General features: G+C 61.2%; 23 protein-coding genes and 2 pseudogenes. 18 read left to right on the forward strand and 7 right to left on the reverse strand.

All coding sequences use genetic code 11. The features are described 5' to 3' along the window. A partial coding sequence (locus A7X77_RS09825; protein WP_064682765.1) for a pseudoazurin occupies positions 1-414 on the forward strand: 414 nt, incomplete at its 5' end. 180 nt (positions 415-594) lie between these two features. On the opposite strand, the gene A7X77_RS09830 is transcribed toward A7X77_RS09825, so the two are convergent. From A7X77_RS09830 to A7X77_RS33445, 3 genes are all read right to left on the reverse strand, one after another. Continuing rightward, the gene (locus tag A7X77_RS09830) at positions 595-915 is read right to left on the reverse strand and encodes a hypothetical protein (RefSeq protein WP_156665779.1); all 321 of its coding nucleotides are present in this window, start codon (positions 913-915) and stop codon (positions 595-597) included. A gap of 81 nt (positions 916-996) precedes the next feature. Further along, on the reverse strand, positions 997-1,491 hold the full coding sequence (locus A7X77_RS09835) for a hypothetical protein (RefSeq protein ID WP_064682767.1): 495 nt from the start codon (positions 1,489-1,491) through the stop codon (positions 997-999). Between the two features lie 3 nt (positions 1,492-1,494). Continuing rightward, a complete protein-coding gene (locus A7X77_RS33445; protein ID WP_097545300.1) occupies positions 1,495-1,650 on the reverse strand; it encodes a hypothetical protein in 156 nt (51 codons plus the stop codon). 266 nt (positions 1,651-1,916) lie between these two features. Between A7X77_RS33445 and A7X77_RS09840 the strand changes: the two genes are divergently transcribed. From A7X77_RS09840 to A7X77_RS34375, 7 genes are all read left to right on the forward strand, one after another. Then, positions 1,917-2,468, forward strand: coding sequence for a cytochrome c oxidase subunit 3 (locus A7X77_RS09840; protein WP_064682768.1), 552 nt, complete (start codon positions 1,917-1,919; stop codon positions 2,466-2,468). Then, complete coding sequence (locus A7X77_RS09845; protein ID WP_064682769.1) at positions 2,465-2,755, forward strand: cytochrome C oxidase subunit IV family protein; 291 nt, start codon at positions 2,465-2,467, stop codon at positions 2,753-2,755. The genes A7X77_RS09840 and A7X77_RS09845 overlap by 4 nt, the downstream gene beginning before the upstream one ends. A gap of 268 nt (positions 2,756-3,023) precedes the next feature. Next, a complete protein-coding gene (locus A7X77_RS09850; RefSeq protein ID WP_064682770.1) occupies positions 3,024-3,476 on the forward strand; it encodes a c-type cytochrome in 453 nt (150 codons plus the stop codon). A gap of 19 nt (positions 3,477-3,495) precedes the next feature. Further along, the gene (locus A7X77_RS09855) at positions 3,496-4,836 is read left to right on the forward strand and encodes a nitric-oxide reductase large subunit (protein WP_064682771.1); all 1,341 of its coding nucleotides are present in this window, start codon (positions 3,496-3,498) and stop codon (positions 4,834-4,836) included. Between the two features lie 27 nt (positions 4,837-4,863). Beyond that, positions 4,864-5,676, forward strand: a complete 813-nt coding sequence (locus A7X77_RS09860) for a CbbQ/NirQ/NorQ/GpvN family protein (protein ID WP_064682772.1) — start codon at positions 4,864-4,866, stop codon at positions 5,674-5,676. A gap of 10 nt (positions 5,677-5,686) precedes the next feature. Further along, complete coding sequence (locus A7X77_RS09865) at positions 5,687-7,573, forward strand: nitric oxide reductase activation protein NorD (RefSeq protein WP_064682773.1); 1,887 nt, start codon at positions 5,687-5,689, stop codon at positions 7,571-7,573. A 111-nt stretch (positions 7,574-7,684) separates the two neighbouring features. Continuing rightward, on the forward strand, positions 7,685-7,912 hold the full coding sequence (locus A7X77_RS34375; protein WP_064682774.1) for a DUF6894 family protein: 228 nt from the start codon (positions 7,685-7,687) through the stop codon (positions 7,910-7,912). 39 nt (positions 7,913-7,951) lie between these two features. Here A7X77_RS34375 and hemN read toward each other — a convergent pair whose 3' ends face one another. Beyond that, a complete protein-coding gene (gene hemN, locus A7X77_RS09875; protein ID WP_064683080.1) occupies positions 7,952-9,304 on the reverse strand; it encodes an oxygen-independent coproporphyrinogen III oxidase in 1,353 nt (450 codons plus the stop codon). Between the two features lie 221 nt (positions 9,305-9,525). Between hemN and A7X77_RS09880 the strand changes: the two genes are divergently transcribed. Genes A7X77_RS09880 through A7X77_RS09900 form a run of 5 tightly spaced genes read left to right on the forward strand, consistent with a single transcriptional unit; the run spans position 9,526 to position 12,283 of the window. Then, entirely contained in the window at positions 9,526-9,810 is a 285-nt protein-coding gene (locus A7X77_RS09880) for a DUF2249 domain-containing protein (protein ID WP_064682775.1), read from the forward strand. 14 nt (positions 9,811-9,824) lie between these two features. Next, positions 9,825-11,198: a hypothetical protein gene (locus A7X77_RS09885; protein ID WP_064682776.1), complete on the forward strand. Its 1,374-nt coding sequence runs from the start codon at positions 9,825-9,827 to the stop codon at positions 11,196-11,198. Beyond that, a complete protein-coding gene (locus A7X77_RS09890; protein ID WP_064682777.1) occupies positions 11,182-11,694 on the forward strand; it encodes a DUF2249 domain-containing protein in 513 nt (170 codons plus the stop codon). The genes A7X77_RS09885 and A7X77_RS09890 overlap by 17 nt, the downstream gene beginning before the upstream one ends. Further along, complete coding sequence (locus A7X77_RS09895) at positions 11,681-11,983, forward strand: metal-sulfur cluster assembly factor (protein WP_064682778.1); 303 nt, start codon at positions 11,681-11,683, stop codon at positions 11,981-11,983. The genes A7X77_RS09890 and A7X77_RS09895 overlap by 14 nt, the downstream gene beginning before the upstream one ends. 15 nt (positions 11,984-11,998) lie before the next feature. After that, the gene (locus A7X77_RS09900) at positions 11,999-12,283 is read left to right on the forward strand and encodes a DUF6522 family protein (protein WP_064682779.1); all 285 of its coding nucleotides are present in this window, start codon (positions 11,999-12,001) and stop codon (positions 12,281-12,283) included. A gap of 288 nt (positions 12,284-12,571) precedes the next feature. On the opposite strand, the gene A7X77_RS09905 is transcribed toward A7X77_RS09900, so the two are convergent. After that, on the reverse strand, positions 12,572-13,786 hold the full coding sequence (locus tag A7X77_RS09905) for an NnrS family protein (RefSeq protein WP_064683081.1): 1,215 nt from the start codon (positions 13,784-13,786) through the stop codon (positions 12,572-12,574). Between the two features lie 202 nt (positions 13,787-13,988). On the opposite strand from A7X77_RS09905, the gene nirK reads away from it, so the two are divergent. The 5 genes and pseudogenes from nirK (at position 13,989) to A7X77_RS09925 (ending at position 17,251) form a co-directional block, all read left to right on the forward strand. Next, the gene (nirK, locus tag A7X77_RS09910) at positions 13,989-15,137 is read left to right on the forward strand and encodes a copper-containing nitrite reductase (protein WP_064682780.1); all 1,149 of its coding nucleotides are present in this window, start codon (positions 13,989-13,991) and stop codon (positions 15,135-15,137) included. Between the two features lie 81 nt (positions 15,138-15,218). After that, a complete protein-coding gene (locus tag A7X77_RS09915; RefSeq protein WP_064682781.1) occupies positions 15,219-16,172 on the forward strand; it encodes an SUMF1/EgtB/PvdO family nonheme iron enzyme in 954 nt (317 codons plus the stop codon). Beyond that, complete coding sequence (locus A7X77_RS09920) at positions 16,162-16,857, forward strand: Crp/Fnr family transcriptional regulator (RefSeq protein ID WP_064682782.1); 696 nt, start codon at positions 16,162-16,164, stop codon at positions 16,855-16,857. The genes A7X77_RS09915 and A7X77_RS09920 overlap by 11 nt, the downstream gene beginning before the upstream one ends. Next, positions 16,841-17,008 (forward strand): annotated as a pseudogene (locus A7X77_RS34380) (hypothetical protein); the annotation flags it as partial. The gene A7X77_RS09920 and the pseudogene A7X77_RS34380, both read left to right, overlap by 17 nt. Then, on the forward strand, positions 17,009-17,251 hold the full coding sequence (locus A7X77_RS09925; protein WP_064682783.1) for a hypothetical protein: 243 nt from the start codon (positions 17,009-17,011) through the stop codon (positions 17,249-17,251). A 17-nt stretch (positions 17,252-17,268) separates the two neighbouring features. Here A7X77_RS09925 and A7X77_RS32140 read toward each other — a convergent pair. Together A7X77_RS32140 and A7X77_RS09935 are read right to left on the reverse strand one after the other, a co-directional pair. After that, positions 17,269-17,418 (reverse strand): annotated as a pseudogene (locus A7X77_RS32140) (universal stress protein); the annotation flags it as partial. A gap of 90 nt (positions 17,419-17,508) precedes the next feature. After that, positions 17,509-17,940, reverse strand: coding sequence for a hypothetical protein (locus A7X77_RS09935; protein WP_064682785.1), 432 nt, complete (start codon positions 17,938-17,940; stop codon positions 17,509-17,511). Between the last annotated feature and the right edge of the window lie 103 nt (positions 17,941-18,043).

Consider the following 18,043-nt stretch of genomic DNA (forward strand, 5'->3'; position numbering starts at 1 on the left):
GCTGCGGTTCTCGTTGCGTCTGCCGCGCCGTCGATGGCCGCCGATCATCAGATTCAGATGCTCAACAAGGGCGCCGAGGGCGTCATGGTCTTCGAGCCTGGGTTCGTCAAGATCGCTCCCGGCGACACCGTCACCTTCGTACCAACCGACAAGAGCCACAACGTCGAAACGTACAAGGGCCTCATTCCGGACGGCGCGGCGCAATTCAAATCGAAGCCGAACGAGGAATTCCAGACCAAGTTCGACGTCCCCGGCGCCTACGTCGTCAAATGCACGCCACATGCCGGCATGGGCATGGTCGCACTGATCCAGGTCGGGGACGCGCCGGCAAATCTCGATGCCATCAAAACGGCAAAGGTGCCGAACCCGGCGCGCAAGCGCCTCGACGCCGACCTCGCCCAGGTCACCCCGTAGATTACAATTCTGGCAAGATCAGGTGGCGGCACAAGCCGCCACTCAGAATGGGTCGAACTTGCCTCCTCCAAGAAGCAACGCCACTGAATGCGCCCCGTGACGCCCGCCGCTCGCGGCTATCGGCTCAACATGGCACTGATGGGAGTTTCCTTCCCGGTGTTCATGAACGTCAGCAGCTTGTCATTTCCATAGATCGGGTTCGTCGCCATGCGTACGCATACCAAGGCGAAACCACTCGCGCAGCTCGGGCGTAATCAGGTCCAAGACGTCTTCTGCGATCTGCTGATAAAATGACGCGTTTCGGCCCTCCATTGAGGTGCCCTGAACCGCGGTGACAGTCAATGTCCACAGGCCCGACACGGCGGGCATCCGCATCGCCTGCACCCACGTCGGATGCTTCAAGCCTTCGAGATATTCGATTAAGCCACCCCCGCCCACCGTTTCCCAATAAGGAAAGCTCGGGCAGAAAACTGCCGACCACAATGGCTGATCAAATTCCAAGACCCGAGCGTCAAGGGAAACAACCTAGGACGCAGGAGCGGGAATCTTGTTTCCAGCCTACTAAGCTTTATAGATAAGCAGCTAGGCCGCTTCAGCTTCAGGCTGGACCGCTGGATCGCCAGGAGGATTATTACCGCCAACGGCCTTCCGGATCATCCGCAGGATTTCGCGTTCGGCCTTAATATGCTTGCGCATCGAGTGGAAGAACGAGCGTAGCAGGTAGCCTACCGCATCCCATGACATGCGGCATCCGCCGTCCTTCAGGGCCGACAGTACCTCTACCACCTCGCGACCGTTGTCCAAGTCGAAAATCCGTTCGCACCTTCTGCCTTCCTCGGCTTCGGCCCTTTCTCCTTCTCCAATGACGAGATGCAGACCTGCCGAAATTACCTGCTCCTCCAGGCGGTGCGTCGCCTGCAATAGCGGAACGAGGCCGATCGTTATCGTATCGCAAAGCCGCTCGTCGACGTGACACGGCAGGAAGTCGGCGATCGCCTCAAGGAGGTCGCACCACGACGCAAGTTGCCCGTAGCAGCCCTCGAGGTCGGCGAACTTTTCGGGATGATGGTTATGCATAGTCTACCTTTGCAGAAAGAGGCTCGCGGCGATGCCGACCGTGGCGATTACGGCAGAAATCACACCGGCGCGCTGGAGAACGCCCATGCGATAGAGCGCTATCGCAAATATGACGATCACCGGAGTGGCGATTGATAGGCCCGTCTGTGCGTCGGTCATTGAGGTTCTCCTTTGCAGTTGAACATATGGCGGCTCGCAAGACCGGTCTTTGAGATCGATCAAACACGGAGAAGATGCGCGAAAAGGGGATCGCGAACGCGAAGGCTGAGACCTTCTCGCTCAGATGGGCTGCCCGGAATACCGGCTAGCAGGTTTGTCCAGCGTGACCGTCGACCTTTGCACCGATCAAGGCCCGCTGCTTCCCGCGTCTTCAATCCTTGCCTTTCGGCAAAGAAGGATGCCGACATAGGTTTTATTCGGAGTGCATGACAGTGACGACGACGCGCTATGAACTGGAATGCGGATCCCGTGCCACGGGCGACGATCTTCTCGTGTGGATCTTATCCTGGAGCGAACTGGCGGCCTTCGGAGCGCTTCTTTCCGCCTTCGTAGCAGTCTCCTGGATTCATCCAGAAGAGGTTGCCGCCGGTAGGGCGAAACTTCACCATCTCATCCCCATCGTCAACACCGTGGTGCTCCTCACGAGCGGCTGGTTCGCCGCGGTCGCAGGTAGCCAGACGACTGTCCTTAGGCAACGAATCGCTCTACTTGGCGCTTCAGCCGGCGGAATGTTGTTCGTGGCCTTGAAGATACACGAATACAATCTGGAAGGCGCCACGCTCCTCGCGGACGACACCTTCTCGACCTTATATGTACTGATGACGGGCTTTCACCTCGCGCACGTGCTGTTCGGTTCACTCGTGCTTGCCTTGCTCATGCGATACCCCTCGCGACAGAACGTCCATATGATGACGACTCTCTGGCATGTGATCGACATCGTCTGGCTAGTCATGTTCCCCGTGGTGTACTTCTTATGAAAATCGACGCCGCCTCAAAACGAGCAACACGGACACTGGCGGTCCTCCTTGGCCTTACCGCCGCGACGCTGGCCGCCGTCTTCCTGCTACAAGACGCTGCCTGGAAAGCAGGTCTGACCGTCGCCGTGGGATTCACATCGATTTGCAAGGTAAGGCTTGTCGTCCTGGATTTTTTGGGCCTTCGGACGTCGGGCTCGGCGCTCATACTGGCACTGCAGGCCTGGGCCGCCGTCGTCCTGATCCTCGCGGCGGCACGACCTATGGCCGCCGCGTTTGCGCTTTTTTGACCGGCCTTCGATCTAACTCCATACCCATCGAGAGTCTCTGCTTTAGCCTCAAGCGGAGGGCATGGCGACGTCAATCCTTCTCCGGAGCGATCGCGCCACGGCGCCCTCGGCCCCTGTTGGACAGATCTTTCGACCCGATCGCAAAATCGATCGGCTCCTTGCGAATCCACAAAGACCGCCCGCGCTCCTTCGATCATCCCATTTCTGCGAGCCAACGGCTCGATTCCGACGTCAAGGCGGCAGCGCCACTGACCTGAAAGGATGATCGATGGCTGAACGCCTGACCAAAACCGCGGCCCGAAACGTGTTCTACGGCGGCTCCGCATTCTTCTTCGCAATTTTCGTGGGCCTGACGGCCCACAGCCACTACTACATCCGCACCGTCTCCACCGATGAAACGACGCTCACCGAGGGCGTCGCCCGCGGTAAGCATGTCTGGGAGAAGAACGCCTGTATCAACTGCCACTCGCTTAACGGAGAAGGCGCCTACTTCGCGCCGGAGCTGTCGAACGTCTGGATCCGCTGGGGCGGCGACAAGGATTCGTCGAGCGCCCGAGAGGCGCTCCACGCCTGGATGGCGGCACAGCCCTCCGGAGTCGAAGGCCGCCGGCAGATGCCACAGTTCAACCTGACCGACCAGGAAGTGGACGATCTCGCCGACTTCCTCGAGTGGGTGAGCAAGATCAAGACCCAGAACTGGCCACCGAACCAGGCCGGCTGAGCGCGAGAGGATCACAAAGATGAAATACAAGACCCAAAGCGTGGCCATGCTCTACTTTTACGGAGCACTCGGCCTATTCATGGCGCAGCTTCTTTTCGGCGTCCTCGCCGGAACGATCTACGTGCTGCCCAACACGCTCTCCGTCGAGCTACCCTTCAACATCGTCCGTATGATCCATACGAACGCCCTCATCGTCTGGCTGCTCATGGGATTCATGGGCACGACGTACTTTCTCATTCCCGAGGAGTGCGAGACCGAACTGTACAGCCCGAAGCTGGCGATCGCCCAGTTCTGGATCTTCCTGATCGCAGCCGCGGTAGCCGTCGTCGGCTATCTCTTCCACATCCACGAGGGGCGCGAGTTCCTTGAGCAGCCGTTCCTGATCAAGGTCGGGATCGTCGTTGTCGCGCTGATGTTCCTGTTCAACATCACGATGACGGCGCTCAAGGGCCGCAAGACCACGATCACCAATATCCTGCTGTTCGGCCTGTGGGGCGTCGCGATCTTCTTCCTCTTCGCCTTCTACAACCCGGTCAATCTGGCGCTCGACAAGATGTACTGGTGGTACGTCGTCCACCTTTGGGTCGAAGGCGTTTGGGAGCTCATCATGGCGTCGGTCCTGGCGTTTCTGATGATCAAGCTCAACGGCATCGATCGCGAGGTCGTCGAGAAGTGGCTCTACGTCATCATCGGCCTCGCCCTCTTCTCCGGCATCCTCGGCACCGGTCACCACTACTATTGGATCGGCGCTCCCGGATACTGGCAGTGGATCGGCTCGCTCTTCTCGACGCTCGAAGTGGCTCCCTTCTTCACCATGGTCGTATTCACCTTCGTCATGACGTGGCGGGCTGGCCGCAAGCATGAAAACAAGGCGGCGCTCCTGTGGTCGATCGGCTGCTCGGTCATGGCCTTCTTCGGCGCGGGCGTCTGGGGCTTCCTGCACACCCTGTCGTCGGTGAACTACTACACCCACGGCACGCAGGTCACCGCGGCCCACGGTCATCTCGCCTTCTTCGGCGCCTACGTCATGCTCAATCTCGCTGCAATGGCCTATGCAATACCGCAGATCCGCGGCCGCGCGCCCTACAACCAGTGGCTCTCGATAACCAGCTTCTGGATCATGTGCGGCGCCATGTCGGTGATGACATTCGCCCTTACCTTCGCCGGCATAGTCCAGGTGCACCTGCAGCGGGTCCTCGGCGAATCCTACATGGACGTCCAGGATCAGCTCGCCCTGTTCTACTGGATCCGGCTCGGTTCCGGCGTCTTCGTCCTCCTCAGCGCGATCATGTTCATTTGGGCGGTCCTCGTTCCAGGCCGCGCCCGCGTTCACAACGTTGCAGCCCAGCCCGCCGAATAGGCGGGCTTCCCCCACTGGAGATCTGAAATGACCATAGCTCTGAACCTTCCGCTGAACCCAAAGTCGGAAATCCCCCACTATTCGCCCCAGGGCAACGAATGCGCGCTGTTCGAGAGCGCATGGACGCGTCAATTGCCAGTGCTTCTCAAAGGACCGACCGGGTGCGGAAAGACCCGATTCGTCCACCACATGGCGGCTCGGCTCGGACTTCCCGTATCGACCGTCTCTTGCCACGACGACCTCACTGCAGCCGATCTCACCGGCCGCTACCTTCTCAAGGGCGGCGAGACCGTCTGGGTCGACGGACCGCTTACGAAGGCAGTGCGCAACGGGGGCGTATGCTACCTGGACGAAATCGTCGAAGCCCGCAAGGATGTCGCCGTCGTCCTCCATCCCCTCACGGACGACCGTCGCATCCTGCCGCTCGAGCGAACGGGCGAGATACTCGAGGCTCAGTCTGCTTTCATGGTCGTCGTCTCGTACAATCCGGGCTACCAGAACCTGATGAAGGCATTGAAGCCGAGCACTCGCCAGCGGTTCGTCTCGATCGAGTTCGACTTCCTTCCCCGCGACAAGGAGATCGCCATCGTTTCGGTCGAGAGCGGACTTCCGGAAGGCAAGGTCGCGCCGCTCGTCGACCTTGCCCGGCGCCTGCGCGTTTTGAAGGGACAGGATATCGAGGAAGGCGTGTCGACGCGACTTCTCATTTATTGCGCGACGCTTGTCGACGCCGGCATGCCCGTCTCAGAAGCCGTTCGGGCGGCCATCATCGAACCTCTCACGGACGAGCCGGACGTCAAGGCTGCGCTCCTCGAAGTCGCCAAGGCGACGTTTGCTTAGGATCGACATCATGTTGGAATTTCTGGAACTTGAAGAGACCGTCGGACGAGCCTGGCATCGCATAATCGGCGAAACGAGTTCGTGGCCGCACCATCCGGATCAGGCTGTGCATCTGGCCGACGTCAAACCGCAGCTTTCCGTCTGCTTTCGAGCCTTCGGGGGGGCGGCCACTTTTCAGATCCAGAAGTCCCGGCAGAAGACCTCCTCACATCGCCTGCGGCTGCGCCAGGTCGTCGGCCTGGGCGAAGAAAGAAGCGAGCATCCGACCTGGGACGACGCGGCCATACATCTCCCAGGCACGATCGACGTCTTCAGCGATCAAGACCTCAACCGAGACCTCTACTTCTGGCTCGCAGGCTATGTCGCGGTGGCCGTCGCTAAGGATCCGCCTTCCGACGCCGCGCTCGCGGACATCGCCCGCGTCGAAGCCGGCAGGCGGAACTCGCGGCGTCTGGTCAAGACATTTCCAGGCATGGCCGGCCGGTACGTGCGCCTCGCCCACGCGCTGACTCCCTGCCGAAAGCGCGGCAGGCTCCCGCTGATCGAGTCCCGTGTCGAGACGTTTGCGATGACCGCCCTGTCGGTCCCGCTCGAACACGAACTTCCGCTCGACGCCCGACCCGCCATCGACGCCGCCCCCGCGGGCTATCTCCCGATGCTTTCCATCCCCCTCTGGCCAGACTTCCGTGGACGGACGGAGATCCAGTCATCCGATCGTGACGATCTCCCCTCCGACGCCGCGCAACGGGACAGTGAGGAAAGGCTCTCGCACGAGGCGAAGCGGCGGAAGGATAGCGACGACCGCAAGCGCGATCCTTTCATTTTGAACAGGTTCGAGAAGATCCTCGCGATGGCGGAGATGGTCAACGTCGACCGACCGACCGACGATCGCGAGGACGACGAACCATCCGCCGCCGACGAGCTCGACGACATCGCGCTAAGCGAGACGAAGGAACGGCCGAAGTCCAAGTTCCATTTCGATCTCGACCTCTCTCCCGAGGCGGTCGACGCGTCCCGCATCGAAGGCGAACTTGTCTATCCCGAATGGAATTTTCGCAAGAACGAATACCTGGAGGATCATTGCCGCGTCATAGTGGGTACTGCTCCCGACGCCAAACACGCGACTTTGGCGACAGATCAGTCCGTCGTCCGCAAAGTCAAGAAGCAGTTCGAAAACCTGCGCCCTAAACGCGAAGTCCGACGCGCGCAGTTGGATGGAAACGATCTCGACATGGACGCCGTCGTCCGCTCGCGTATCGATCTTCTCATCACCGGCGAGCCGAACGACCATATATACGAGTGCGCTCGGCCGGCCGCGCACGAACTTGCGACCACGATACTCGTTGACGTATCGCTGTCGACCGATTCCTGGGTCGACAATCGGAGGGTTCTCGACGTGGAGATGCAGGCCCTCGACGTGCTTTCCCGTGGCCTTGACGCCTGTGGCGACAGGTTCTCCGTCCAGACATTCACGTCCCGTCGCAGGGACTGGATTCGCATCGACACCATCAAGCGGTTCGATGAGAAGTTCTCGCCGGCGGTCGCCTGCCGCATCGCCAGCCTCAAGCCTGGCTACTACACCCGCATGGGCGCCGCGATTCGGCACGTCTCGGGCCAGCTTGACAAGCAGGGCGCTCGCAAGCGGCTGCTGATGATCCTGACCGACGGCAAGCCGAACGACGTCGACCACTATGAGGGCCGGTTCGCTCTGGAAGACTGCAAGCGCGCCGTCATCGAAGCGAGAGGTCGGGGTCAGGCAGTCTTTGCCGTGACCGTCGATCGGAACGCGCAAGATTATCTTCCCGCCATATTCGGACGTCAGGGCTACGCGCTGGTCTCGAACATCGCAAGGCTGCCGAGCGCGCTACCTGCGATCTATCGGAATCTGACCGCATGACGGCGCGGTGTCGCAACGCCGCAGGTGATCCAGATCAATGCGAGGAACTTTGGAGAACCTTAATGGTTCATTCGCCGACGGCTTCTTCCGTCTTTTGAGATCGGTTCTCCAATGTCGACCACATGCTGCGGCCGTTTCTTCTTCAACATCCGATCTGAACAGGATCTGATCCGCGATTACAGCGGCTGCGTTCTCCCGGACATCGAGGCCGCCATTTCCGCCGCCCTAGTAGGCGGCTCGCAGATCCGTCCCGACGCGGGCTGCTTGCGACACCCGCAGCAATTCGAAATCACGTCCGAGGACGGGAAACTCGTCGCAATCGTGCCAATAGATTATTGAACAGTCGTCGGACACTTCCCTAGTGCGTCGATACGCCAATCACGCAGCTTTGCTATGTGTCCTGCCGAGCGCACCAAAGTACGCGTCGAACGCGGCCGCGACTGCGCGCACCATGAAGCGCGAGTCCTTGGCCACCGTGACGCGACCATCGGCTATGCTCGCCACGCCGTCGCCGATAAGGTCCGCGAGGCGTTCGTTTCGCTCCAGGAGAAATTCCTCTTCGTACCCCGCCTCGTGGCTGAGGCCGGCGAGATCGACCTCGAAATCGCACATCAACCGTTCGATGACCCTGGCGCGCAGCTTGTCCTCTTTCGTTAGAAGGTAGCCTTTCGCCGTCGGAAGGACGCCGGACGACACCATCTCGGCGTATCGACCGATCGCCACATGATTCTGATAGTAGCCGGAGTCAAGGCGCCCGATCGACGACGCGCCAAGTCCGATCAGGGTTTCGCAGTCGTCCGTAGTGTAGCCCTGGAAGTTCCTGTGAAGCTTACCTCCCACGGACGCGATGGCCAGTTCGTCCGCCGGAAGCGCGAAATGGTCGAGACCGATGCGGACATATCCGGCTGCAACGAGTTCTTCAGCTATCGCCTCGGCCTGTTCGTTGCGCTCGGCCGCGCCGGCAAGTGCGGCCTCGTCGATGAGCCGCTGATGCTTCTTGAACGCGGGAACGTGAGCATAGCCGAAGACGGCGAACCTTTCCGGACGAAGTTCGATGGCCATCTGCACCGTCTCGACGCAGGAATCGACCGTCTGGTAGGGAAGTCCGTAGATAAGATCGAAGTTCGTGCTCTTGATGCCGTAGGCCCGCAATCCTGCGACCGCAGCCTTCGTCTGGTTGAACGTCTGTATCCGGTTGATGGCCTTTTGAACGACCGGGTCGAAGCTTTGCACGCCGAGACTTGCTCGATCCACGCCATTCTCGCCCAGCGCGACGATCATTTCGCTGTCGAGGGTTCTGGGGTCGATCTCAACCGCCACGCTGGCGTCTTGTTCGAACGCGAACCGGGTCCTCAGCGTCTTCATTAACGCGGCGAATTCGTGCGGCTTCATGATCGTCGGCGTTCCGCCGCCGAAGTGAAGGTTCTTGACGGGAATGCGATCGCCGGCGGCTTTAGCGACGAGTTCGATCTCCCTGCTCATGACGTCGAGGTAGTCGAGGATCGGCGCATCTTGCTTGGTGATCGTGGTGTGACAGCCGCAATACCAGCACATCGACCGGCAGAAAGGAACGTGCAGGTACAAGGACGCCGGCTCGCCCTTTCCAGCCCCCCGAAGAGCCAGCGCATAATCGTCGGGACCGACCGCGGCTGCGAACGCAGGGGCGGTCGGATAGCTCGTGTAACGTGGGAGGCGGGCTTCGCCGTATTTGGCCACAAGCGCGTTCGACATCTTCTTGTCCCTGGATTTCATCGTCCCCCCTTATGACCGTCGGCAGCGAGACTTTCCTTGTCATAAGTCAATGAACGCGACCGCAGATTGTCTGAAACCTTCCTGGTGTTTGCTCGCTGTCAAAGTTCGATGGGCATCTGCCGAGTATCTTCAGGACCGATCGGGGCGAGCCGCCGCTCCGTCATAGACAGAAAGCGGCGATCGAAAGGAATTCGAGTCACATGTCTGAGGCGCAAACTCAAGCAAGCGAAGTCTCGCACATCGATGTGCGGACCCTGCATCCCGGCGAACGTCATCCGAAGATTTTCGGAACGCTTCACACCCTGACGCCGGGCGGCGTGCTGCACATCACGAGCGATCACGAGCCGCGCCCTCTCCAGTACCAGCTCGAAACCGCGCTGCCTGGCAAGTTCTCCTGGGAATATCTGGAGCAAGGGCCTGAAGTCTGGCGCGTGGAGATCACCAGGCTCGACGCGGGCTGCGACTGCTGCTGCGGAAGCCACTAGAACGGAGAAGCACGATGATCCCTACGGGGACGAGCCTATCGCGCTGGACGATGTCCTATTTCGCAGCGGCGCTCTTCTTTCTGCTGTTTGCGGAGGGCCTGCTGGCGGCAGGAGGCTGGTCGCCGTCGCTGGACGTCGCCGATCCTCGTTCGCTCATCATCGTGCACTCGACCACCATCGGTTGGCTTGCCCTGCTGATGATAGGTGCACTCCTGCAGTTCGGCCCGGTTCTGACAGGTCTCGAACTTCCGAAAGGCAGCCTTGGGCTGGTCGTCCTCTGCGGAATGGTCGTGGGCCTGGTCCTGCTCCTGTCGGGCTTCGGACTGACGAGCGTCGGTTCGGCGCTCGCGGGTCCGGTAATGTGCGCCGCCGCCGCTACGCTGGCCGTCTCGTTCCTTTCGATCGCGGCGGCTCTTTTCACACTGTTCTGGCGGGGACGGCATGCGCACGAGGCGTCGCGATTCGTCCTTCTCGCCATCGCCAGCCTTGTCGCTACCGTCGCACTAGGGGCATTCTTCGCGGTCGTCGTTTCCGGCGTTGCCGAAGCCTTCCCGCTCGTCTCGTATGTCGTCGCCGCCGCGCCGCTGCACGCAGGTCTCGGGCTTGTCGGTTGGATGACTTTCGCCGCGATCGGCGTGAGCTACAAGCTGCTGCCCATGTTTCTGCTGTCCGACGACATGAGGCATTCGGACACACTTCGTCGCAGTTGCTTCGCCGTCGTCGGCCTTCTCGCGGCGGCTGCGGCGTCTATTGCCTTCGACGAGGCCGTTGCCGGCGCCGTCGCGCTGCTGGCGACGCTGGCGTTCCCGGTGGCCGCTGCCGCGTACCTTGCCGAACTGGCGAGGGCCTACTGGGGCCGCCGGCGCAGGATTCTGGAACCGAATACCTACTGGTCGCTCCCGGCCTTCGCCATGTTCGGCGTATCCGCAGCACTTTTTCCCGCCGCGCTCGCACTCCATTCCGGTCCGACAACGTTCGCGGCGCTGGGCTATCTCTTCGTGTTCGGTTGGCTGACCGGTCTGGGCCTGGCGCAGCTTCTCAAGATAGTTCCCTTCCTCACCTGGATCGAAGCGTTCGGTCCGCTTCTCGGACGCCGGCCCACGCCGAAGCTGGCGGATCTGGTGAACGGCGCCCGCTCGTCCGTCTGGTTCAGCGTCTTCTACTGCGCGGTGATCGTCGCGTCCGGCGCCATTTTCCTCAGACTTGACGATGTCTTCAGGATCGCCGCCTTCGCGCAAACCTTTTCGACGGCCGCGCTCGCGACTGAGTTGGCCCTGTCGCGAGCTCTGGCTGGCGTCGACGCGGACGCCAAGAAATCTCCCTTCAAACACCCGGCTTTCTTCTTCGCCGGCAACCATAGAGGTGACGCCAATGGTTCAGCTTCGTGAACTAGACGTACGACAGATCCTGCGCGATGGCGGGATGCCCTTTCAACTGATCATGGACACCTTCGCCAACCTTCAGCCGGGCGAAGGCGTGAGGCTTCATGCGATATTCGAGCCAAAGCCGCTGATGCGGCAGCTCGCGGATCGCGGTTTCGAACATACCGCGCGACGTCTCGCCGACGACGACTGGGAAATCGATTTCGTTCCCGCGCCGACGCAGGAGGAGGCCGAACAGGAGGCTCTCTGGCCGGACCCGGTCTGGAACCTCGATCTCACGGATCTACCGCCGCCGGAGCCGATGGAGCGGATCCTTGCAAGGCTGGAGATGATGGACAGCGGCGAGGTGATGTTCGCACTTCTGAACCGCGAACCAGTCTTCCTCTTCAACGAGCTGAAGGAACGCGGCCACGAATGGGTCGGCAACTTCGATGAAACCGGCAAGGTCTATCGTATCATGATCCGCGCGACACCATCGGATTCCGCCTGTGCCAGAACATGAACTCACGCCTGAGGACGTGCTTGCTGCCCTGCGGGACATCGAGGACCCGGAGGTTGGAACGAATATCGTGGATCTCGGACTGATCTACGAAGTTCTTGTTGCGAGGGACGGGATGGTGAACGTCAAGATGACGACGACGGCGCGCTTCTGTCCAGCGTCGGGGTTTCTTGCCGACGCGGTCAAGGTCCGCGTAGAGCATCTCGCCGGCGTGCGGCGGGCGCAGGTCGATCTGGTCTACGAGCCGGCATGGTCGCCGGAGATGGCGCAGCGTTTTTCGCTCGATGATTAAAAAGGTGAACGCGGCATGGACTGCGCAGAACAGATTGACATTGGGGAGCTGACGATCGACGCCGCTTTTCTGGCCCGCCGGTTCGCCATCTCGCCCGACGCCCTTCGACGTCACATGAAGCTGGGCCTCGTCCGCAGCTTGGTGGAGCGGGGCGAGGGTGAGGACGCTGGACGAACCCGGCTGACCGTCCGCATCGGAAACCGCACATGGATCGCGGTGATCGCTTCCGACGGCGCTGTGGTGAGCGAGCGCATGGCGCATGCACCCGCCCATCTTGCTGCAGGATCCAGGCGATCCTGACGGCTAGCGCCAACGCATTCACACGGTCGCTATTCAGGGAAGGATGGAGGTTCGGAGCGGATGTCGAAGTCGGACAACACGGGCGGCACAACAATCCGCGTTGCGGCGGCCAGTTCATTCCCGCGACCACCATTCCGGCGGCTCTCCGCTGGTCGAGGATGAAGCCGGCGTTCACCGGAGAGACGCGAACAGCCTCCTTGGCGTATACAATTCCATCGCCACCGCTTCGGATCTGGCGCTAAGCACCGCTTAGGCTGCTGGCAGGCTCATGGCCAATCCGCGCTGGAATTACTTCCCTCGGACGGTCAACGGCTTCCTGCCGGTGCACAGCATCGACGCATGCTCCACGATGAAGAGGGAAAAGGCCGCGATCCAGCCCGCCGCGGCCACGAGCAAGACCGGAGCGCTGTATTCCGGTAGAAGCTCGGCAGCAGGTCGCACGAGCGCAACGGCGCCAAGCACCACGTAGGAAATATTGGTGACAGGTGCGGACGTCAGCTTTCTGCCTGTGTGGCCGCGGCTCGCACGGGTCATAACAGCGAGCATCATCAGCGAGATAGAACCGATCGCGAAGACGTGCAGGACGGCGAGTTCCGGAAGCCCTATGGCCTGTAGCGCGATGGCCGCGAATCCAAGCGGAACGAAGGCGAAGGCTGCGTGGAGCACGAATACAATGGGCTCCGACCACGTCGTCCATCCACGCCAGCGCACGAGCCTGATGAGGTTGAGCACGGTGGCAGCCAGCCCAAGCAGGCCGCTCAGGAAGGATTCTGGCCCGATGGACCAGACGCCCAGCGAGGCGGCTCCTATAGTGATGGTCGTCGCGTCGAAGCGGTTGTAGGGCACTGGGAAGTCGGTGCGACCGAACTGGTTGATCCAGTTTCGCGTGAAGCTTGGAAGGATACGACCGCCCACGATCGTCACGAGCAGGACGTAGGCGCCGAGACCAAGGCGGATCGGCAGCTCGGGGCTTTCCCCCTGCACGACCTGAAGCTGGAAGCAGGCATTGGCTACAGACAGGACAAGGAGACCGGCAACGACCTTCAGATCCTTCCACTTTCTCCCGGCCACGACCTCCCGAGTGCAAATCACGAGCATGGCCGGCAGAAAGAGGCCGTCGACGAGCGCCGCGGCCATGACGCCAACCGAGCTGCTGACAAGCATGGCGATCCGGCCCGCGCACCACAGTGAAAACAAAGCTATGAGCCGACGTCCGGCGATCGGCAGTCTACCCGTCCAGTTTGGAATGGCCGTGAGAAGAAAGCCCGTCAGGATCGCCGGAGCGAATCCGAAGAGCATTTCATGTGCGTGCCAGTAAAGCGTCCCGTATTGGGTGGCGACCGGCAGGTCCATGGTCAGAAAGCTCGTCCATAGCAGCATGCTCAGGATCGCCCATAAGGCGGCAGCTAGGAAGAAGGGACGGAACCCGTAAGAAAAGAGGACGAGGCCGTCGCGCGACATGCCGCGAGGAGCCCGCGGTTCGGCGTCCATGGTCTTCTGCATGATCATTGTCTCCAGTTGTCACGCAGCAATGCCTGACATCGAAGAGCAGGTCGTTGAGATTACGCAAATAAAGTCTCGGTCACTTTGCGGTGCAGCAAACAGGGAGTTTGCTCCAAATCAAAGAGTTCCGTGCCGGTTCTACTACTCTCCTCCTCGAAACCGGGCGGTGTTCGCCCGCTCTTCAACTAATGGAGATTGGGGCATGACTAATACTCTGCAGATGACAAGACGCACGATGCTGACGGGCGCAGCCGTCGCAGGGGCGCTGACCCCAATCCTGGTTGCGAGCGCTCCCGCCCATGCCGACGAGCACGCAGCGCCCGGCGCCAAGAATAGCGGCAAGAAAGTCGATCTCTCGAAGCTTCCGCGCGAGAAAGTCGAACTCGTGAAGCCTCCGTTCGTCCACGCACACGGCCAGAAGGCTATGGGCGGACCGAGGATCAAGGAATTCACCCTCACCATCAAGGAACAGAAGATGGTGCTGGACAAGGACGGCACCGAAGTCAACGCGATGACGTTCGACGGATCGGTTCCCGGCCCACTCCTGGTCGTTCACCAGGACGACTACGTCGAGCTGACCCTCGTCAATCCCGATTCCAACACGATGCAGCACAACATCGACTTCCACGCCGCCACCGGTGCGCTAGGCGGAGGCGCGCTGACGATCGTCAATCCCGGCGAAAGCACGGTGCTGCGTTTCAAGGCCACGAAGGCCGGCGTCTTCGTCTACCACTGCGCACCTCCCGGCATGGTGCCGTGGCACGTCACTTCGGGCATGAACGGCGCGATCATGGTGCTTCCGCGCGAAGGCCTCACGGACGGCCACGGAAAACCAGTAGTGTACGACAAGGTCTACTACGTCGGCGAGCAGGACTTCTACATTCCGAAGGACGAGAACGGCAAGTTCAAGAAATACGATAGCCCCGGCGAGGCCTATGAGGACACGATCGCCGTCATGAGGACTTTGACCCCGACGCACATCGTCTTCAACGGCGCCGTCGGGGCTCTGACGGGCGACAATGCGATGACCGCGAAAGTCGACGAGACGGTGCTGATAGTCCACTCGCAGGCAAACCGCGACACGCGTCCGCACCTGATCGGCGGTCACGGCGAATACGTATGGGCCACAGGCAAGTTCAACAACGTGCCGGACATCGACCAGGAAACCTGGTTCATTCCCGGCGGCACCGCGGGAGCGGCGATCTGCAAATTCGCACAGCCGGGCATCTACGCTTATGTGAACCATAACCTCATCGAAGCCTTCGAGCTGGGTGCGGCGGCGCACTTCAAGGTCACCGGCGAATGGGACGACGATCTCATGACCTCGGTCAGAGCTCCGTCGGGCAGTTGATGGTCCGAAGTGAGGGTGCGCGGGGCTGACAGGACCCGCGCACCACCTGTTCACAAGGAGGCGCAACCTGCGATATAAGTAATGACTGGGAAAGACGAGGTTTCGGCGATATCCATAGCCATTCCCCTTGCCCTGCTTGCGATCCTGTCCGGTGCGGTCGCGGTCGCGGCGGGGCTCGTCCCGTTCCACGATGTCGACCCCGCTCTCCCGTCTCCCCAATCTGTCTTCATCGAGGGTCGAACCTTCGCCTATCGCGACTCGGCCGAGTACTTTCGCAACGGTCTTGCGGTCGACGCGCCCCGCAAGGACGTCGAAGTCCGCACACGCCTGCAGATCATGAAGTTTCAGACGACCCGTGGCGAGTACAGGCGATGCGTCGACGACGGCGCCTGCATCCCTGCTGACGAACCGGAAGGCGCGGTGACGCCCGACATGCCGGTCACCGGCGTCAGCTATGAAGACGCGGTACGCTACGCGGCGTGGCTGTCCAAACGGACAGGTCAGACGTGGACCCTGCCCACGGACTTCGAATTCGCCCACGCCGCCGCCGACCGTTTTCCGGACGATGCCTTGGGCGTTTCAGAGGATGAAACGAATCCGGCCGTACGTTGGCTTGCCGACTACGAGCGGGAGGCGCGGAGAGCCGCGTCGATGGACCCGCGCCCGCAGCCGAAAGGCACATTCGGCATCAGCATCACCGGGCTTGTCGATTTCGGCGGCAATATCTGGGAATGGACGTCGACCTGCAACAGGCGAGTTGATCTTGATCAAGGAACCCGGAACGAAAAACCGCCAGTTTCCGACTGCGGCATCTTCATCGCTTCCGGCAAGCACCGCGCCCCGATGAGCAGTTTCATTCGCAACCCAAAGGGCGGCGGATGCTCGGTGGGGGCGCCGCCGGACAATCTTGGATTTCGGCTCGTCCGCCACATGACGCTGATGGAAAGCATCTCGGACTTCGCCCGAAGAACCGCGACCGACATTTTCGCCCGGTCCACGAAGGCGTACATGGAGACGAGCAGCAATGAAGGTTGACCGCGCAGTTTTGAAGTCGCTGTCATTGTTTGAACGCATGACGGATCCGGACCTGGATTCAATGCTCGAACATGCGGCACCGCGCCGGGTCGCTCAGGGCGACGCTGTATTCGAGCAGGGTGGGCATGCGAAGTCTTTCTTCCTCCTTATTCATGGGAGGCTGAAGGTCACGCAAGTCACTCTTGACGGTCAGCAGATCATCGTCCGCATGGTGCACCCAGGCGACCTTTTCGGCTTCGCAATGGCCCTCCGTCGCACCGACTATCCCGGCACGGCGCGGGCTGCGGCTGAAAGCCTCATCATCGGGTGGCCGACCGAGATGTGGTCATGCTTCGTCGAGCAGAACCCCCGCTTGGCAATGACCGCGATGCAAACGATCGGACAGCGCCTCGAGGAGGCCCACACACGCATACGGGAGATGTCGACGGAGGAAGTCGAGAAGCGGGTCGCCCATGCGGTACTTCGCCTTTCAAAACAGGCTGGAAGGGCCGTGCAGGAGGGCATACGCATTGACTTCCCGATATCGCGCCAGGACATAGCCGAGATGACAGGCACCACCCTGCATACGGTCTCTCGCATACTGAGCGCCTGGGAATCCAAGGGCATAGTCGAGGGCGGGCGTCAGAAGTTGACGCTGACGGACCCTCCGCGACTTTTGAGGCTTGCCGATGGCGAGAGGCAATAGCGCGCGTGCCTGTACTGCTTTATCTCGGCTGTCGCTAAACCACCAACGCTCCATACGGCGTCGAATCATTGGGTTTGGACGAGATCGCGGCGAGGCTCCAGCAGACAAAGTCGCAGTCGTCGAAAAGGAGCGCGTCCACGGGACAGTGCTGATGGTCGGCGACGGCGTGAACGACGCGCCAGCGCTGGCGGCAGCCGACGTCGGAATCGCGGTCGGCGTCGAGAACCTTGCGGCGGCAGCGGAGGCCGCGGATATAGTACTCGTCCGCGACGACCTCACCAGGATAGCGACGGCGATCGGCATCGCGCGTCGTTCCCGCAAGATCGCGCTTCAAAGCATCCATGCCGGCATAGGTCTCTCGCTCCTCGCGATGGGGTTCGCGGGAGCGGGCTAACTTCCGCCGGTCGGCGGCGCGGTGGCGCCGCCATCCCAGGCGATGGCGGTCGTATCTACACGAGAGCAGACGCTGGTGGCGGGAAACAGCACGAGGGGTCGGCCACTCCCGAACAGCAGCATCTCGGAAAGCTGCCGGGAGAGCTCCGAGGCCTCGACGATGGAAAGTCCGAGGCCGATTGGCGGAAGGTACCGGCAGAACAGCCAAGTTCGCAGCGGTTGAAATCCTTGCCCCCAATCCTTGTCATAGCCAAGCACCTATTGCCGCGTGAAGGTCTGCATCTCCTCGGGCGTGACCTTGCCGTCCTTGTTCGAATCAACCGCGTCGAATACACGCTTGTGGATCGCAGTCACCTCCTCGAAGGACAAGGCGCCGTCTCCGTCCGCGTCGGCGATTGCAAACATGATCTTCATCATGTGCCCCCGCATGCCCATGGCCGGCATGCTTCCCATCATGCCCGATTGCATCATATCCCGCCCCATCATCCCGCCAGGCACCATGTCGGCACCAGGCATTGCTCCGTGGCCCTGTCCAGCCACGGCATCCGTTCCGGATGGCGAGGCTGCCTGCGACGCGTCTGCGGGATGGTGCGGGTCGGAATCGTTCGTCTGTGCAAGCGCGGAACCTGCTGCACCGAACGCAACAAGCGCGGCCAGCAGTGTCCTGTGTGGCAATCTATTCGTTTTCATGTCATCTCTCCTTTAATTTCTTCGGCTCGCCCTGCACGCCGTATTTCGTGGGGGACGGGCGTTTGGAACGTCGTGATCCGGCGGAATAACCGCCGGGCCACCT

Origin of the sequence: Rhizobium bangladeshense (genome assembly GCF_001662075.1) — a bacterium.
Lineage (GTDB): Bacteria > Pseudomonadota > Alphaproteobacteria > Rhizobiales > Rhizobiaceae > Rhizobium > Rhizobium bangladeshense_B.

What these genes read in the sequence shown, in the direction of transcription:
- A7X77_RS09835 (WP_064682767.1), bottom strand. Translation starts at nt 1,491, where the DNA reads ATGCATAACCATCATCCCGAAAAGTTCGCCGACCTCGAGGGCTGCTAC.
- A7X77_RS33445 (WP_097545300.1), bottom strand. Translation starts at nt 1,650, where the DNA reads ATGACCGACGCACAGACGGGCCTATCAATCGCCACTCCGGTGATCGTC.
- A7X77_RS09840 (WP_064682768.1), top strand. Translation starts at nt 1,917, where the DNA reads ATGACAGTGACGACGACGCGCTATGAACTGGAATGCGGATCCCGTGCC.
- A7X77_RS09845 (WP_064682769.1), top strand. Translation starts at nt 2,465, where the DNA reads ATGAAAATCGACGCCGCCTCAAAACGAGCAACACGGACACTGGCGGTC.
- A7X77_RS09850 (WP_064682770.1), top strand. Translation starts at nt 3,024, where the DNA reads ATGGCTGAACGCCTGACCAAAACCGCGGCCCGAAACGTGTTCTACGGC.
- A7X77_RS09855 (WP_064682771.1), top strand. Translation starts at nt 3,496, where the DNA reads ATGAAATACAAGACCCAAAGCGTGGCCATGCTCTACTTTTACGGAGCA.
- A7X77_RS09860 (WP_064682772.1), top strand. Translation starts at nt 4,864, where the DNA reads ATGACCATAGCTCTGAACCTTCCGCTGAACCCAAAGTCGGAAATCCCC.
- A7X77_RS09865 (WP_064682773.1), top strand. Translation starts at nt 5,687, where the DNA reads ATGTTGGAATTTCTGGAACTTGAAGAGACCGTCGGACGAGCCTGGCAT.
- A7X77_RS34375 (WP_064682774.1), top strand. Translation starts at nt 7,685, where the DNA reads ATGTCGACCACATGCTGCGGCCGTTTCTTCTTCAACATCCGATCTGAA.
- hemN (WP_064683080.1), bottom strand. Translation starts at nt 9,304, where the DNA reads ATGTCGAACGCGCTTGTGGCCAAATACGGCGAAGCCCGCCTCCCACGT.
- A7X77_RS09880 (WP_064682775.1), top strand. Translation starts at nt 9,526, where the DNA reads ATGTCTGAGGCGCAAACTCAAGCAAGCGAAGTCTCGCACATCGATGTG.
- A7X77_RS09885 (WP_064682776.1), top strand. Translation starts at nt 9,825, where the DNA reads ATGATCCCTACGGGGACGAGCCTATCGCGCTGGACGATGTCCTATTTC.
- A7X77_RS09890 (WP_064682777.1), top strand. Translation starts at nt 11,182, where the DNA reads ATGGTTCAGCTTCGTGAACTAGACGTACGACAGATCCTGCGCGATGGC.
- A7X77_RS09900 (WP_064682779.1), top strand. Translation starts at nt 11,999, where the DNA reads ATGGACTGCGCAGAACAGATTGACATTGGGGAGCTGACGATCGACGCC.
- A7X77_RS09905 (WP_064683081.1), bottom strand. Translation starts at nt 13,786, where the DNA reads ATGCAGAAGACCATGGACGCCGAACCGCGGGCTCCTCGCGGCATGTCG.
- nirK (WP_064682780.1), top strand. Translation starts at nt 13,989, where the DNA reads ATGACTAATACTCTGCAGATGACAAGACGCACGATGCTGACGGGCGCA.
- A7X77_RS09915 (WP_064682781.1), top strand. Translation starts at nt 15,219, where the DNA reads ATGACTGGGAAAGACGAGGTTTCGGCGATATCCATAGCCATTCCCCTT.
- A7X77_RS09920 (WP_064682782.1), top strand. Translation starts at nt 16,162, where the DNA reads ATGAAGGTTGACCGCGCAGTTTTGAAGTCGCTGTCATTGTTTGAACGC.
- A7X77_RS09925 (WP_064682783.1), top strand. Translation starts at nt 17,009, where the DNA reads ATGGTCGGCGACGGCGTGAACGACGCGCCAGCGCTGGCGGCAGCCGAC.
- A7X77_RS09935 (WP_064682785.1), bottom strand. Translation starts at nt 17,940, where the DNA reads ATGAAAACGAATAGATTGCCACACAGGACACTGCTGGCCGCGCTTGTT.